This window comes from Prosthecobacter sp. (assembly GCF_014879935.1).
Taxonomy (GTDB): Bacteria; Verrucomicrobiota; Verrucomicrobiia; order Verrucomicrobiales; family Verrucomicrobiaceae; genus Prosthecobacter.
The window spans coordinates 42,959-57,141 of record NZ_JACSRD010000154.1 but is presented as its reverse complement, the minus strand read 5'-3'; the positions used below and the strand labels follow the sequence as shown (position 1 = coordinate 57,141).

General features: G+C 63.0%; 11 protein-coding genes. 9 read left to right on the top strand and 2 right to left on the bottom strand.

What is annotated here, in order from left to right:
* Positions 1 to 45 precede the first annotated feature (45 nt).
* The 9 genes from IAE77_RS14445 (at position 46) to IAE77_RS14405 (ending at position 10,395) form a co-directional block, all read left to right on the top strand.
* A complete protein-coding gene (locus IAE77_RS14445; RefSeq protein ID WP_294227644.1) occupies positions 46 to 495 on the top strand; it encodes a hypothetical protein in 450 nt (149 codons plus the stop codon).
* Positions 496 to 601: 106 nt separating this feature from the next.
* Complete coding sequence (locus IAE77_RS14440) at positions 602 to 1,807, top strand: TolC family protein (RefSeq protein ID WP_294227643.1); 1,206 nt, start codon at positions 602 to 604, stop codon at positions 1,805 to 1,807.
* Entirely contained in the window at positions 1,804 to 2,916 is a 1,113-nt protein-coding gene (locus IAE77_RS14435) for an efflux RND transporter periplasmic adaptor subunit (RefSeq protein ID WP_294227642.1), read from the top strand. The genes IAE77_RS14440 and IAE77_RS14435 overlap by 4 nt, the downstream gene beginning before the upstream one ends.
* A gap of 4 nt (positions 2,917 to 2,920) precedes the next feature.
* Complete coding sequence (locus IAE77_RS14430) at positions 2,921 to 6,058, top strand: efflux RND transporter permease subunit (protein ID WP_294227641.1); 3,138 nt, start codon at positions 2,921 to 2,923, stop codon at positions 6,056 to 6,058.
* Positions 6,055 to 6,495, top strand: coding sequence for a hypothetical protein (locus IAE77_RS14425; RefSeq protein WP_294227640.1), 441 nt, complete (start codon positions 6,055 to 6,057; stop codon positions 6,493 to 6,495). Before IAE77_RS14430 ends, IAE77_RS14425 begins: the two co-directional genes overlap by 4 nt.
* Positions 6,496 to 6,566: 71 nt before the next feature.
* Positions 6,567 to 8,513 (top strand): heavy metal translocating P-type ATPase, encoded by a 1,947-nt coding sequence (locus tag IAE77_RS14420; RefSeq protein ID WP_294227639.1) that lies wholly within the window; start codon positions 6,567 to 6,569, stop codon positions 8,511 to 8,513.
* Between the two features lie 68 nt (positions 8,514 to 8,581).
* Entirely contained in the window at positions 8,582 to 9,307 is a 726-nt protein-coding gene (locus IAE77_RS14415; RefSeq protein ID WP_294227638.1) for a MauE/DoxX family redox-associated membrane protein, read from the top strand.
* A 42-nt stretch (positions 9,308 to 9,349) separates the two neighbouring features.
* On the top strand, positions 9,350 to 10,048 hold the full coding sequence (locus IAE77_RS14410) for a hypothetical protein (protein ID WP_294227637.1): 699 nt from the start codon (positions 9,350 to 9,352) through the stop codon (positions 10,046 to 10,048).
* Positions 10,045 to 10,395 carry a gamma-glutamylcyclotransferase family protein gene (locus IAE77_RS14405; RefSeq protein ID WP_294227636.1) on the top strand — a complete coding sequence of 117 codons (351 nt, stop codon included), beginning with the start codon at positions 10,045 to 10,047 and terminating at the stop codon, positions 10,393 to 10,395. The genes IAE77_RS14410 and IAE77_RS14405 overlap by 4 nt, the downstream gene beginning before the upstream one ends.
* A 12-nt stretch (positions 10,396 to 10,407) precedes the next feature.
* Here the strand turns inward: IAE77_RS14405 and rpoD are convergent, their stop codons facing one another.
* Both rpoD and dnaG read right to left on the bottom strand, forming a co-directional pair.
* Complete coding sequence (gene rpoD / locus IAE77_RS14400) at positions 10,408 to 12,174, bottom strand: RNA polymerase sigma factor RpoD (RefSeq protein ID WP_294227635.1); 1,767 nt, start codon at positions 12,172 to 12,174, stop codon at positions 10,408 to 10,410.
* Between the two features lie 133 nt (positions 12,175 to 12,307).
* Positions 12,308 to 14,164 (bottom strand): DNA primase, encoded by a 1,857-nt coding sequence (gene dnaG / locus IAE77_RS14395; RefSeq protein WP_294227634.1) that lies wholly within the window; start codon positions 14,162 to 14,164, stop codon positions 12,308 to 12,310.
* Positions 14,165 to 14,183: the final 19 nt, after the last annotated feature.

Genomic DNA, 14,183 nt, shown 5'->3' with positions numbered 1-14,183 from the left:
ATCGAAGCTTGCGGCAGACCGTCGATGTGGACTATGCTTGCCGCCATGCTTCGTCTCCGCCATCACCGGCTTGTCCTCGGCCTGCTCGCGCTTCTCGCGATTGGCTGGGCGCAGACGTTCGGCCTGCATCGCGGTTTCATGTGCGATTGCGGCGGGGTGGAGCGTCTCAGCCAGGTCGATCATTGCGATGGACCGCATTCTGCCGCCTGCCATGAGGAGGAGCATGAGCCCGCACCGGCTCACGATGATGAGGAGGACGTTGGCGACCGGCACGAACATGCGGCCGTGGTGGATTCGCTCGTCGCCAAGCATCAGCAGGATGCCACGCCGGACATTTCTCCGCAGTTTGATGTGATCGGAACGCTTGTTTTGGAGAAAAGCTGCCGTCTGGCGCTGGCTGGCGTGCGTCGTGCGCCTGAAACGCCGCCACGACGAAGCCTGCCGGCTCACGAATGGCCGCGCAGGATCGCGCAGGTCATCTCCTTGAGGGTTTGAGAAGCGGGAAGCCGCCGCCGGACACGATTTCCGGCGGTTCTGACGCAATCGCACGCGTGGCGCACCGCCATGCCTGCCTGTCCCGCATTCCTCACTCTTTCCCGCCATGTTGCGCCTCATTCTTCTTTCCTGTCTGCCCGCCACCGGCTTCGCGGCCGGATTGCCGCTGGCTGAAATCCCCGCCCGCGTCCGCAGCCATCATCCCATGCTCAAAGCAGCCTGGTTCACCATCGAGGAGGCTCGCGGGCGGCAGCTCGGCAGCGGCCGCCTCGCCAATCCTAGGCTCGGCTTTGACTATCGCACGGAAAGCCGGCTGAGTCCGACGGCTGGCGAGTTCTCCTTCGAGCAGTCCTTTCCTGTCACGCGCCGTCTGCGCCTGGAGAAACAGCTTTCGGCACAGCTCGTCGCTGCCGCCGAGCTGGAGGTGCGTGATGTTGAACGGCGTCTCATTGCCGAAGCGCGAGGCTTTGCGGTGGAGCTGATCGCGCTCGATCAGCAGCGGGCACTGCGCCAGCAGCAGGGCGGTCTGGCCACCAAGCTGTCCGAATTCGCCAGGAACCGTGCGGAGAAGGGCGAGTTCTCACCGCTGGATGCCGCCCAGGCGCAGCTCGATGCGCAACGTCTCATCGTGGAGGGCAAGAAGCTCGACACGCAACGAGCTCGTCTGCTCGGCCAGTTGAAGCCGATGCTCGGCATCGCACCGCAGGAAAATCTGACCATCACCGGTGGTCTGCCAGAACTCGTGATGCCCGGGCTCATTCCCTGGCAGCAACGTGCGGACTACCGCCTGTCCCAATCGAGAACGCAGGCCGCGCAGACGGATGTCGAGCTCGCGCGGTCGAAGCGCCTGCAGGACGTGAGTGTCGGCGTTGTCGGCGGCCCGGAGCAGCAGCACGTGCAGGGCTCGAATTACCAGCGCACGGGCTACATCGGCTTCCGCGTTTCGATTCCGCTGCCGTTCTGGAACCGCAATCAAGGCGAGATCGCTGAGAAGAACGCCTCCGCCGGGCGTCAGAGGCTCGAAACGGTGGCTTTGGGCAAACAAATCGCCAGCGAGGCCGATACCGCACGCAAGGAGATGCAGGCCAACGTGGATCTGGCCCGCGAGACGCGAGACAAACTGCTGCCGCTCGTGATCGAGCAGACTGGCAAGCTCGAAAAAGCCTACGAGTCCGGTCAGACCGACCTCCTCACCGTCCTCCGCGCCCGCGATCAGCGCCTCCAGCTCGAAGCCGCCACGCTTGATGCCGTGCGCGACTTCCACCTCGCCCGCATCCGCTACGAATCCGCCACGGGGGCCACGCAGCCATGAAGCCGTTCCTTTTTCTACTCACTCCGCTCCTCATCGCCGCCGCCGAGCCTGATCGTGCCGCGAACACCGTCATTCTCGATGAAACGAGCGTGAAGCACCTGCGGCTCGAATTCGCCGAGGCTGAGGAGACCTCGTTCGAGGAAACCGTCTTCGCCCTCGGGCACATCGAGGTGCTTCCTGGGAAGAAAGCCATCGTCAGCAGCCGCATTCCCGGGCGTGCCTTCTCCGTTCTCGTCGTTCCGCATCAGCAGGTCGATGTGGGGGCCGAGGTGGCCTGGGTGGAAAGCCGCCAGCCGGGAGATCCGCCGCCAGTGATCAAGCTGGAGGCTCCCATCAATGGCATGGTGTCGAAAGTGGACATCGTGCAGGGACAGCCGGTCACACCGGACAGTTCCCTCATCGAAATCGTCAATCTCGAGACGGTGGAAGCCGTCGCCAGCGTGCCGCAGCACCTCGCAGGCAGGCTGGCCGCCGGATTGCAGGCGCACATCCGTGTGAATGCGCTGCCAGAGCGCGTGTTTGAAGCCAAGATTGCCCACATCGCGACAGTGGCTGACGAGACGACAGGAACAATCGAGGCGGCTTTCCACGTGGCCAATCCGGAGGCTCTGCTGCGGCCGGGGATGCGGGCGGAATTCAGCATCGTCGTCAGCCACCGTGAGAACGTGATGTCGATCCCGCGTTCCGCGGTGCAGGGGGATGCGTCGCAACACTTCGTTTACATCAAGGACTACGAACTGAAGCACGCCTTCGTCAAAGTGCCCGTGGTGCTGGGGGCGCAGAACGACCGTTTTGCCGAGGTGCTCCAGGGTCTGCTGCCAGGGGATGAGGTGGTGACGCGTGGTGCCTACTCTTTGGGCTTTGCGGGGAAGGGGAGTGTCTCGCTCAAAGAGGCGATGGATGCGGCACACGGTCATCCGCACAATGAAGACGGCACTGAGATGACCAAGGAGCAGATCGCTGCGGCCGGTCACGAGGGCCATGAGCATGACGATCACGATGCAGGCCGCTGGAACATGCTGACCACGTTTTTTGCGAGCACCACCGGACTGCTGCTGGTGCTGTTGATCGTGAGCATGGTCCTGAACCGCAAAGCTGCCGCCCATTGAAGCCATGCTGAACTCGCTCATCCGTTTCTCGCTGCATCACCGGCCGCTCGTTCTCATGACGGCGCTGGCGACGCTGCTGTTCGGCTATCAGACGCTCACGCAGCTTCCTGTCGAGGTGCTTCCCGACATGACGAAGCCCACCGTGACGCTTTTGACCGAAGCGCCGGGCCTGGCGCCGGAGGAAGTCGAAACGCTGGTCACCCAGCCCATTGAGGCCGCGGTGCAGGGCGTGGGCGGGCTGGACCGCCTGCGATCAAACTCCGATGTGGGCCTGTCGCTCGTGTTCGCGGAGTTCGCCTGGGGCACGGACATCTATCGGGCGCGGCAGCTTGTGCAGGAACGTTTGCAGGCGGCGTTGAACACGCTGCCGAAGGGCGCAAAACCGGGCATGACACCGGTCTCATCGCTGATGGGCGAGATCCTGCTCGTCGGCTTGCGCAGCGAGGATGGCAAGGTTCCGCCGATGGACCTCCGCACGCTGGCGGACTGGACGATCCGCCGTCGCCTGCAAAGCATCAGCGGGGTGGCGGAGGTGCTCACCATCGGTGGTGGCGTGAAACAGATCCAGGTGCAGCCGGATCCCAACCGGCTCGCGGCTTTTGGCGTCACCTTTGATGAGATCGAGGCTGCGGTGGGTCGCGCGGCTGGCAATGCGACCAGTGGTTATCTCCAGGCCGGTCCGCGGGAGATCATGGTGCGCAATCTCGGCATGACGACCCGGCTGGAAGACATCGCCAAGACCGTGATCAAGACCGTGGGTGATCGTCCGGTGCTCATCAGTGATGTCGCGCAACTTGCTCATGGAGTGCAGACGATGCGTGGCGATGCCAGCGTCAACGGAACGATGGGCGTGGTGCTCAGCATCGACAAAGCGCCCGGTTTTGACACGCTCAAACTCACCCGGCAGATCGAGGAAGCCCTCGCCGAGTTGCGTCCCACGTTGCCACCGGGCGTCAGTGCGGAGATCTTGTTCCGGCAGGGGGACTTCATCGAGCATGCGATTGGGAACCTGGAGGAGGCCATCCGCGATGGTGCGATCATGGTCGCGATCATCCTGTTTTTGTTCCTGCTGAATCTGCGCACCACCTTCATCACCTTGATGGCGATGCCGCTCTCGTTTGCCGTGACGATACTGACCTTCAAAGCGTTCGGCGTCAGCGTGAATTCCATGACGCTCGGTGGCCTTGCTGTGGCCATCGGCATGGTGGTGGACGATGCGATCGTGGATGTGGAAAACGTCTGGCGTCGGTTGAGGGAGAGTCCGTCCAAGATCCGGCTCGACATCATCGCCAGCGCGTCCGGCGAGGTGCGGAATTCGATCCTCTACGCCACGGTTCTCGTCATTCTCGTGTTCTTGCCCCTTTTCGGGCTCGAAGGCATCGAAGGGCACCTGTTCACGCCGATTGCAATCGCCACGATCACCAGCATGGCGGCGTCGTTTGTCGTTTCGCTGACGGTCATTCCCGTTCTGTGCTCTCTTTTGTTAAGTTGGAGTCCAGGCTTTAGCCGATTCGACGACGCCCCAGATCGCCTGAAGGCTCCACTCCAACATCGCGATTCGTTTGTCGTGCGCGGCATGAAGTGGTTCGTGGAGCGCACTTTCCTCAAACTGGCCCTCGGAGCCCCATTGCTCGTGATCGCACTGGCGGGCGTGCTGCTGGTCGGATCGTTGCTGCTTTATCCGATCATGGGAAAGGAATTCCTGCCCGCATTCAATGAAGGCAGCGCCACGATCTCGCTGGCCAGTGCTCCAGGCACCTCGCTGGCGCAATCGAATGAGATCGGCGAGGTCGGTGTGCAGTTGCTGCAAAACATCGATGGCGTGAAGAGCGTCGGCCGCCGGGCCGGACGTGCCGAACGCGATGATCACGTCATGCCTGTGAGCGTGAATGAGTTCGACGTTGAGTTTCACGAAGGAGGACGGCCGAGGGAGGCCGTCTTTGCCGAGATCCGCGAGAAGCTGGGTAAAATCCCCGGCACCTTCCTGAACATCGGCCAGCCCATCGGGCATCGTCTGTCCCACATGCTCAGCGGCGTTTCAGCGAAGATCGCGGTGAAGATCTTCGGTCCGGATCTGACCGTGCTGCGTGACAGGGGCGCTCAAGTGCGTGACATCGCGAAAACCATCCCCGGTCTCACAGATGTGATCTTGGAGGCGCAGGTCTCGATCCCGCAGATCAAAATCGAAGTCGATCGGGAGCGTGCGGTGGCTTACGGCGTGCAGCCTGGAGCGCTCAATGAGCAAGTCTCGGCTCTGCTCGGTGGAAAGACCGTCACTGAGTTGCGTGAAGGCCAGCGCACGGTCGATCTAGTGCTTCGCCTGCCTGAAGCCCTGCGTGATTCGCCGGAGAAACTGGGGGACCTGCTGATCGAAACCGACAGCGGCCAGCGCATCCCGCTGCGTCTGGTGGCCGACATCCGCGAGGGCAGGGGGCCGAATGTCATCAATCGCGAAAACACCCAGCGCCGCATGGTGATCAGCGCGAACAGCTCCATGCGCGATCTGGAAGGCATTGTCCGGCGTTGGCAGGCGGCGGTGAACGAGAAGCTGCGGCTGCCGGAGGGCTACTTCATCCGATTTGAGGGCGAGTTCCAGGCGCAGGAGGCCGCGGCCAGGCGAATCGCGTTTTATTTCACGCTCGTGCTGCTTGCTGTGACCATTCTGCTCCACGGCTACTTCCGCAGCCTGTCACTGGCCCTGCAGGTGATGCTGAACATCCCGCTGGCGCTCATGGGCGGGCTGTTTCTGACCTGGCTGCTCATCGACAACATCAGCATCGCCACCATCGTCGGTTTCATCGCCGTGGGCGGTGTGGCTGCGCGCAATGGCATCATGATGATCAGCCATTATCTGCATCTGATGAGGCATGAAGGCGAAGGCTTCACGCGGCAGATGATCGTGCGCGGCACGCTGGAACGGCTGGTGCCGGTGCTGATGACGGCGCTGAGCGCCGGGATCGCCCTGATCCCGCTGCTGCTGGCCGCGAACGAGCCCGGGAAGGAGATTCTGCATCCCGTGGCGGTGGTGATCGTCGGCGGTCTCGTCAGCAGCACGCTGCTGGACCTCATGATCACGCCTGCTGTTTTTTACCTCTTTGGCCGGAAGGCCGCCCTCAAACACGTCCAAACACACACCCTATGAAAACCAGACTCATCCTCCTCGTCACACTCATCAGCAGCCTCGCCTTCGGCCATGAAGGCGTCGAACTCGGCCCGAACGGCGGACGCATCCTCGAATTCAGCAAGGACGAGACCATGCATGGCGAGGTCACCGTCAAAGATGGCAAGTATCACATCGCTCTCCTCGACAAGGACATGAAACCCGTGGCGACGGACAAGCAGACTCTCACAGCGACGACGGGAGATCGCAGTTCGCCGCAAAAACTCGCTGTGGAGAAGGATGCCAAGGGGTTTGCCCTGCCTCTGGTGAAGGCAGGCGAGTGGCTGATCCTGCAATACAAGAACACTCCGGACTCAAAGACGATCACCGCGCGTTTTGAATACAACACCGCCACCTGCGAGGAATGCAAGGAGCCGGAATGGCTGTGCAAGTGCAAGAAGGAGGAAGGAAAGCAGTGATGCTGCCGCAGTCCGGGATAAAATAGTCCAGCCCATCCGGTCAGGCGGCGACGAACTGGCTTTGAACCGGGATGAGCACAGAGCGCCGCCACGACCCTCATTCACGGCCATGCAGCTCCTGCGAGCATGGCCATGATGAGACGTCGCTGCCGCAAAAGGCGCTGGTGGTGGCGTCGGGCTTGTTTCTGGGCATCGGGCTGGCCTTCCGCTGGCTCAATCTTGGACCCGGAGCGTTGCACGAGGGCTGTTTCGCCCTCGCCACGCTCGCAGGCGGCCTGCTTGTCGTGCCGCCGGCCTTCAACGCGGTGAAAGACCGGCGCCTCGACATGAACCTGCTCATGGTCGTGGCGGTGACGGGCGCCTGGCTGGTCGGGGAAGGGGCGGAAGGCGCCACCGTGGTCTTCCTCTTCGCGTTTTCGGAGTTGCTGGAGTCCTGGAGCGCGGGCCGCGCCCGACGTGCCATTGATTCATTGCTCCAACTCGCCCCGGAGACTGCTCTCGTGCGTGGTGCTGACGGATCAGTGACCGAGACGGCGGCGGCTGAAGTGGCCGTGGGCTCGGAAATCAGCATCCGCAGCGGCGCACGCATCCCGCTGGATGGAAAAGTGCTCAGCGGCAGCTCCAGCGTGAACCAGGCGCCCATCACTGGCGAGTCTGTGCCGGTGGAAAAACAGGCCGGTGACGGTGTTTTCGCCGGGACGATCAACGGCGAAGGTTCGCTCGTCGTCCAAGTGGCGAAAAAGGCCACGGAATCGACGCTGGCACGCATCATCCAGCTTGTGGGGGAGGCGGAGGAGCAGAAAGCGCCCACGCAACGCTTCATCGACCGGTTTGCACGCATCTACACGCCTGCGGTTTTCATCGTGGCGCTGCTGGTGTTCGTGCTGCCGCCCTTGCTCACCGACGCTGCGTGGTCCGCCTGGGCCTATCGCGCCCTCGTGCTGCTGGTGATCGCCTGTCCCTGCGCGCTGGTCATCGCCACGCCCGTTTCCATCGTCTCAGGCATCACCGCGCTCGCGAGGCGGGGCGTCCTCATCAAAGGCGGTGCCTATCTGGAGGCCGTGGGAAAGCTGCGGGCGCTGGCCGTGGACAAAACCGGCACCATCACGCATGGCAGGCCGGAGGTGACCGCCGTCATTCCGTTGGGCCTCACGGAGCATGAAGCGCTGCGTCTGGCCGCTGCCATCGACGCGCATTCAGAGCATCCACTGGCCCAGGCGGTGATCACGGCCGCGAAACAGCGGAAGATCGAATGGCCGGAAGTTTCCAGCTTTCAATCCGTGACCGGCCGTGGAGCGACGGCGGTGATTGACGGCCACCCACATTTCATCGGCAATCACACGATGGCGCATGGCCTCGGTGTGTGCAGCCCGGAGATCGAGGCCAGGCTCGCGGAGATCGAGTCGCGTGGCGAATCACTCGCCATTCTCGGCCACACGCCGCATGATGGCTGCGCGGGAACGGTGCTCGCCATTTTCGCCATCGGCGACGCCGTGCGTGCGGAGGTGGCCCGCGCGCTCACCTTGCTGCATGAGGCCGGTGTGTCGCCCGTCGTCATGCTCAGCGGTGACAACCAACGCACCGTCGATGCCATCGCACGACAGGCGGGAATCGACGAGGCGCATGGCGATCTGCTGCCGGAACAGAAGATCGGGCACATCCAGCGGCTGATGGCCGTGCATCATCACGTCGGCATGATCGGCGATGGCGTGAACGATGCCCCGGCGCTCGCACGGGCCAGCGTCGGCATCGCTATGGGAGCCATCGGCAGTGACACGGCCATCGAGACAGCGGACATGGCGCTGATGCAGGATGATCTCACCCGCGTGGCAGACGCCGTGGTGCTCGGCCGGCGCACGCTCCGGGTCATTCAGTTCAATGTGGCCTTCGCCCTGGTCATCAAGGCGGTTTTCCTTCTCCTGGCGCTGACCGGCCACACCAGCCTGTGGCTGGCCATTCTGGCGGACACCGGAGCCACGCTGCTGGTCATCGCCAACGCCCTGCGGCTGCTGCGATGAGGAGCCGCTCTGACGGCGGCATCATCCGCATGCAGGTGCCGCTTTCTATTCGTAACCTGCCTGAAACCATGGCTGTCCCGCAAACATTCCCCCTGGCCGGTCTCTCCTGCGCCAAGTGCGTGGAGAAGATCACGCGGCGTCTGCTGGAGCATCCGGACATCACGGAGGCGGAGGTGACGCTCAAACCGCCGGAAGCGCGGATCAGCACGCGAAAATCGTTGGATGACGAGGGCATGAACGACTGGCTGAAGCCGCTGGAGAAGTATCACGTGGCCGACGCACATCCCAAATCCTCTGCCGGGGAACCGGAGAAGGGTGCGCAGACCTACCGGCCGCTGTTGCTGCTCCTGGCCTACCTGTTGGGCGTGATCGGCGTGGTGATGGCCTCCAGCGGCCGGTTTGAGGCCATGACGGCGATGCGGCTGTTCATGGGCGGCTTCTTTGTGGCGTTCTCATTTTTCAAGATGCTCGATCTTCGCGGCTTCAGTGACGCGTATCGCAGTTACGACCTCGTGGCGCGGGCCGTGCCCGCCTACGGCATCGTTTATCCCTTCATCGAACTGGCCCTTGGGCTGGCTTATCTGGCCGACTGGCAGCCGCAGGTGGTGAATGGCGTGACCGCCGTTGTCATGGCCGTGAGTCTGACCGGGGTGTTGAAGGCGGTGCTGTCGAAGCAATCGATCCGTTGCGCCTGCCTGGGCACGGTCTTCAATCTTCCCATGTCCACCGTCACCATTGTGGAGGACGGATTGATGCTCGCCATGGCTGTGGCGGCTCTCTTGCTCGCGCATTGAGATGTTTTTTGCGTCAAAGCCGAATGCAAGCGATGATGTCGCGTGATTCGCTCCGCGCCCCTGTTTGACCGCCTCATTTTGCACCTGGACCCGGTTCCGCATGACGGTGCGTGGAACATGGCGGTGGATCAGGCCTGGCTGGAGAATTCAGACGCGCCAGTGGTACGCGTTTATGACTGGGATCGTGCCACAGTGTCGATCGGTTACGCTCAAAACCTGACGAAACTTGGCGATGCACTGCCCGGCTGGCCGGTGGTGCGGCGCTGGACCGGCGGCGGCGTGGTTTTGCACGACAACGATGAAACCTATTCAGTGATCGTGCCTGCGGCCCACGCCTGGGCGCAGACGCGTCCGCTGGACAGCTATGAGCTCATCCACGCCGCATTGGCGGAAGGGCTGAATGCCGCCGGGATGGCCGGCTGCCGTCTGGCCGGGCCGGATGATTTGATCGAGGACGCGTTTTGCTTTGTGGCGCCCGCCTTGCATGACGTGGTGCGTGGAAAGGTGAAAATCGCCGGGGCAGGGCAGCGGCGGGGCAAGCTGGGCCTGCTGCATCAAGGCAGCGTGCAGCAAGTCGTGATGCCGCCGGATTTTTGGACCCGCTGGGCCGCTGGAATCGCGAAAGAGGTGACGGTGGTCGAGGAATTGCCGCCGCAGATTGCAGCACGCGCCGAGGAACTGGTGCAGAAGCGCTACGGCCTGCCTGGATGGCTCAGCGACCGGGAGGATGTGCTGGGATGACGCTTGTGTTTGTCTATGGCACGCTGAAACGGGGTCGCGAGAACCACGGCTGGATCGAAAAGCAGCGGTTCATCGCTGAAGCGCGCACGAAACCGATCTATCGCCTGTTTGACCTCGGTGGTTATCCCGGAATGATCCGGTCGGAGCCTGGAATTGCCATCGTGGGCGAGGTCTGGGACGTCGATCTGACGGGTCTGGCGAAACTTGATGTGCTGGAGGACATCGACGGCGGCGAATACGAACGCGTGCCGGTGGAACTTGAAGGCGAGTTCGCAGATCAACGTGTCGAAGGCTATCTCTACCTGCGCAGTGTCGAAGGACGGCGGGATGTGGGCGCGTGCTGGTGAGGCAAGCGGAGATCAACTGGCGCCGAAGAAGCCGCCCAGTTTGCGAATCCGCGTGGGGTGGCGCAGTTTGCGCAAAGCCTTGGCCTCGATCTGGCGAATGCGTTCGCGGGTGACCTGGAACTGCTTGCCGACTTCTTCCAGCGTGCGGCCGGCACCGTCGCCGAGGCCGAAGCGCTGCTCCAGAACCTCGCGCTCGCGCGGATTGAGCGTGTCGAGCACGTCCTTGAGCTTGTCGCGCAGCAGATTCATGGCGGTGAGCTCCATCGGATCGCGTGCTTCTTTGTCCTCGATGAAGTCGCCGAATTCGTTGTCGCCATCGCTTTCGCCCACCTTGGCCTGCATGGAGACGGGCTGCTGGGAGAGGCGGAGAACGGCGTTCACGCGTTCGACGGGCAGGTGAATCTCCTCCGCGATTTCCTCCGGCGTCGGATCGCGGCCGAGCTCCTGCAGGAGCTGTTTGTGCACGCGCATCAGCTTGTTGATCGTCTCGATCATGTGCACCGGGATGCGGATGGTGCGGGCCTGGTCGGCGATGCTGCGGGTGATGGCCTGGCGGATCCACCACGTGGCGTAGGTGCTGAATTTGTAGCCGCGCTGATACTCGAACTTCTCCACGGCACGCATGAGGCCCATGTTCCCCTCCTGGATGAGGTCGAGGAAGGACAGGCCGCGGTTCGTGTATTTTTTGGCGATGGAAATGACCAGACGCAGGTTGGCCTCGATCATTTCCGTCTTGGCCCGGGTGGAGTCGCTGACGTGCTTCAACGTGTCGGTGATCAGCGTGCGGTAGTCGGCCGCCGTCATCCACGATTCGCGCTCGAAGGCCCGGATGGCTTCTTTCGGAGCCTCGCTGCGTGGATGCTCACGCTGGTGTTTCTCCAGGCCGCCGAGTTCGACGAGGCGCTGCTGCAGCAGGGTGACAAAGTCCTCGGCGATCTTCGATTTGAAGTAGAACTTCTCGCAGAGGCGGAAGAACGAGGAGCGCAGCGATTCGAACTCCTCCTGACAGGCGGCTTGTTTGCGCGGACCGGCATTGCACAGGGCGACGAAGGCCTTCGTGGTCTTCTCGTGCGTGGCCCGTGCCTGTTCGAGCAACGGCTTGAGCTTTTTGAAGTAGAGGTCGCGCTCGTCGATCTTGCGGTCGCTCACGAGGCGGTCGAAGCGCTCGACACCATTGCTCAGAGCCTCGGCGAACTGGAGATAAGCATGACCGATGAAGCCGATCGTGTGCAGGCACTGGCGCATGCTGAGATCGGCCTTTTCGATGCGCTTGGAGATCTGGATCTCCTGCTCGCGGGTGAGCAGCGGCACCTGGCCCATCTGGCGCAGGTACATGCGCACCGGATCGTCCAGCACGTCGGCGCGGGAGGCGGCGTCGCGCTCAGGCGCAGGACGCCCTCGTGCGGCGGCGGCCCGGCCGGTGATGCCATCGACCTCGGCCTCGTCGATGATCTTGATCTCCATCGCACGCAGGCGGGTGATCAGGGCATCCATCAGGTCTGGAGTGACGAAGCCTGACGGGAGGGCGTCATTGATGTCGTCCCAGGTGAGGTGATCCTGCTCCCGGGCGGTGCGGATCAGCTCGCGCAGGCGGGCCTGCACATCCGGGGAATGAATGTCGTCGTAGGTGGTGTTGGCCAGTTGCGTGATGCCGCCGGCATAGCCGCCCTTCGGCGGGCGTCCGCGGCGGCGTTTCACCGGCAGTCCGTCAGGTCCGAGCACGACAGCGGGCTTCTCCTTCGGCGGATGAATGCGGGGACGACCACGACCGCGCTTCACGGGCTGCTCACCCCCTGCGCCCGCAGTGACACGGGGGGCACTTGCGTTGCTCGCTGAGGCTGAAGAGTGGGAACCGTTGTGATGTTTTTTGGGGACGGCCATACATGCCACGGGGGTCCGGGAGCTGCGTCGGTCAGGGAGGCGGACTATTCGGGTTGCCCTTCATGCGGTCAAGGTATTCTTTCCTCTGGGCGGTGAGTTCCACGACCTGCTGCTGGAGCCGCTCCATCTCTGCCTCGGAAAGGCCTGCCTGCCGCAGTTTCGCCTGCGTGCTTTGGATCAGATTTTGCAGGCGTGCGATCTCCAGCGTGTAGAGCGCCTGCTTCGCATCGTCCAGCCCGCCCGGCGGCCGGGGCTGTGCCTGCAGCTTCGCAAAGGCCGCCTCCTCGTGGCGTTCGAGGCCGGTCATGAAAACGAGCTGGGAGGTGTCATCCAGCGGGTTGTAACGGCTGCGTGCCAGCAGGGCGAGCAACTCCGTGCCCGGCACCTCGCGGAGCATGTCCTCGCAATCGGCCTCCCGCAGCCAGTGGAGCACCTCGGCATCGTTCAAAGCCATCTGGCAGAGCAGCACGGCGGTCTTGTGCTGGGAGGCGAGCAGCTTCCGCGCCTCGTCCGCCACGTTGGCGGTGCCATTTTTGCCTTCTGGCTTCTTCGCGTCGGCTTTCTGCTCCGCCGCCGCCTTTTTCACCATGCCGTTGAGCTGTTCCTCGGTGATCTCGAGCAGTTTGGCCACCTTGTTCACGGCGGCGACGCGTTGCGCCACGCCTGTGAAGATGCTGATCGCGCTGGCGACCTGCTCGGCCATGCGGACGCGTTCGACCATGCTGTTCCCCTTCGCACTGCCACGCAGGAGGCGGATCTGGTGCTCCAGAAACTCAGGCGCGTCGGAGACGATGGTTCGCAGCGCATCAGGCCCGTCCTTTCGAATCAGCGAATCCGGGTCCTCGCCCTGCGGCAGGGCGGCCACGCGGACGTTGATGCCCTGCGGCGAGAGGATGCGGAAGGCCTTCTCCGTGGCCTCGCGGCCGGCATTGTCGCTGTCGTAGCAGAGAACGACCTCGTTGCAGACGCGTTTGAGCATCTTGGCGTGCAGTTCGGTGAAGGCCGTGCCTTGTCCGGCCACGACGTTCTGCAATCCAGCTTCAAACACCATGATCATGTCGATCTGGCCCTCGCAGATGATGGCCTGGTCGGCCTTCGAGATGAAGCGCTTCGACCTGTCGAAGCCAAACAGCACGCGGCTCTTCGTGAAGACCGGCGTCTCGGGAGAATTGACGTATTTTCCGCCTTTCTGGTCCTTGTCGAGGATGCGGCCGCTGAAGGCGATGACATCGCCATTGTCATTGCGGATCGGGAACATCAGGCGATGCCTCCACCGGGCGTAGGCGCGGCCGATCTGGCCGTGGTCGTCCTCCACAGGCTGCACGAAGATGCCAGCGTCCACCATCACGCGTTCCGGGAGCTTTTTCTGCGCCATCCACTCGCGATAAAACGTCGTGCTCTGCGGCGCGTAGCCCATCTGCCAGCGTTTCGCCATCTCGGCGTTGATGCCGCGAGATTTGAGGTAGTCGCGGGCTGGAGCAGCCAGCTTGTGCTTCATCAGCAGCAGGTGAAACCACTCCGCCGCCTCTCGATTCGCCCGCAGCAGCAGGGAGCGCTGTTTCGCCTCCGCCTCGGCGTTCGCATCCCAGACTTCCTCCTCCACGCGGATGCCTGCCGCGTCGGCGAGGCGTTTGACGGCCTCGATGAACGACATGCCGTCGTGCTCCATCACAAAGCGGATTGCAGAACCGCCCGCACCACAGCCAAAGCAGTGGTAGGTGCCGCGCGAGGGGCTGACATTGAACGACGGCGTGCGTTCGTTGTGAAACGGGCACAGGCCGAGGTAGTTCGTGCCTGCCTTCCGCAGTTTCACGGAACGACCGACCAGCGCCACGATGTCAGTGGCGGCAAGAACTTGCTGGATGGTCTCCTCCGGGATGCGCGGCATGATGGCGAGTGTGTTGAGC

What these genes read in the sequence shown, in the direction of transcription:
- IAE77_RS14405 (WP_294227636.1), top strand. Translation starts at nt 10,045, where the DNA reads ATGACGCTTGTGTTTGTCTATGGCACGCTGAAACGGGGTCGCGAGAAC.
- IAE77_RS14420 (WP_294227639.1), top strand. Translation starts at nt 6,567, where the DNA reads ATGAGCACAGAGCGCCGCCACGACCCTCATTCACGGCCATGCAGCTCC.
- IAE77_RS14445 (WP_294227644.1), top strand. Translation starts at nt 46, where the DNA reads ATGCTTCGTCTCCGCCATCACCGGCTTGTCCTCGGCCTGCTCGCGCTT.
- IAE77_RS14435 (WP_294227642.1), top strand. Translation starts at nt 1,804, where the DNA reads ATGAAGCCGTTCCTTTTTCTACTCACTCCGCTCCTCATCGCCGCCGCC.
- IAE77_RS14425 (WP_294227640.1), top strand. Translation starts at nt 6,055, where the DNA reads ATGAAAACCAGACTCATCCTCCTCGTCACACTCATCAGCAGCCTCGCC.
- IAE77_RS14440 (WP_294227643.1), top strand. Translation starts at nt 602, where the DNA reads ATGTTGCGCCTCATTCTTCTTTCCTGTCTGCCCGCCACCGGCTTCGCG.
- IAE77_RS14415 (WP_294227638.1), top strand. Translation starts at nt 8,582, where the DNA reads ATGGCTGTCCCGCAAACATTCCCCCTGGCCGGTCTCTCCTGCGCCAAG.
- dnaG (WP_294227634.1), bottom strand. Translation starts at nt 14,164, where the DNA reads ATGCCGCGCATCCCGGAGGAGACCATCCAGCAAGTTCTTGCCGCCACT.
- IAE77_RS14430 (WP_294227641.1), top strand. Translation starts at nt 2,921, where the DNA reads ATGCTGAACTCGCTCATCCGTTTCTCGCTGCATCACCGGCCGCTCGTT.